1 protein-coding gene and 1 pseudogene are annotated in these 1049 nt (G+C 63.6%); both read right to left on the reverse strand.

What is annotated here, in order from left to right; translation table 11 throughout:
- Positions 1-27 precede the first annotated feature (27 nt).
- Positions 28-838 (reverse strand): annotated as a pseudogene (locus HX786_RS31465) (aliphatic sulfonate ABC transporter substrate-binding protein).
- Positions 838-1049 (reverse strand): glycine betaine ABC transporter substrate-binding protein (locus HX786_RS31470; protein ID WP_306172586.1); only part of this gene is annotated, 212 nt, incomplete at its 5' end. The pseudogene HX786_RS31465 and the gene HX786_RS31470, both read right to left, overlap by 1 nt.

Raw genomic sequence — 1049 nt, forward strand, 5'->3', positions numbered from 1 at the left:
GCAAGCTCCCTTGCCACAGGGATAAAGTTATGGGGCCTTGAACACAACCTGCTGCACATCGACCTTTTTCGGGATCAGGCCGTTGGCAAAAAACGCGTCGGCCGTACGTTGCTGGTTGGCGATATCCACCGCTTCCAATGGCCGGCTCGGCGTCGGCGAGCGATGCTGGAAGTAACTCTCCACCACCGCCGGCTGCAAGCCCAATGTCTTGGCCATCAGCGCGACGCTTTCGTCATGCTGGTCCAGCGACAACCGCTGCGCCTGGGCAAACACCTTGAGAATCGCCGCAATCGCCTGCGGGTGCTGCTTGGCAAACGGCCCGCTGGCGATGAAGAAACTGCCCGCCGGGTTCAGCCCCTGGCCATCCCCCAGCACCTTCGCCGAACCGTCCACCACGGCCGCCGAGTAGTACGGGTCCCACACCACCCAGGCGTCGACCTTGCCTTGTTNNCGCCACGCGCTTGCCCTTGAGTTCGGCCACGCTTTGCACGGTGCTGTCCTTGGGCAGCAGGATGGCTTCGGTGCGCCCGTCATTGGGCTCGACGCCGATGTAGCGAATGTCGATGCCGGCAGCCTGGGCGAAGATCGGCGGGATGTCGCCGATATTGCCGATGTCGATGCTGCCGCCATTTAGGGCTTCGATCAGCGGCGGGCCGCCGAGGAATTCGATCCACTCGACCTTGGTGCCCGGCAACCCTTGCTCGAACAGGTGATGCTCACGGGCGAGCACCATGCTCACCGAGCTTTTCTGGTAGCCGACGCGCAGGGTGGCCGGTTCTGCCGCCAGCAGCGGCCCGGCGCACAGTGCCAGCAGTGTGGCTGCGATGAACTTGCGCATCAGAGACTCTCCTTGACCTTGGCCGCGACGTCCGCCGGCACCCACTGCTGCCAGACCTGCGGCTGTTCTTTCAGGAACGCTTCGGCCACCTGGCGCGGCGCGGTACGTTTCTCGGCCATTTGCGCGAGGATGCCGTTGAGCAGGTCAATCGGCAGGTCGACTTTTTCAAAGAACGTCACCAGTTGCGGGTACTGCGCCTTGAACGGCGCCG

This window comes from Pseudomonas sp. 21615526 (assembly GCF_013386245.1).
Classification (GTDB): Bacteria; Pseudomonadota; Gammaproteobacteria; order Pseudomonadales; family Pseudomonadaceae; genus Aquipseudomonas.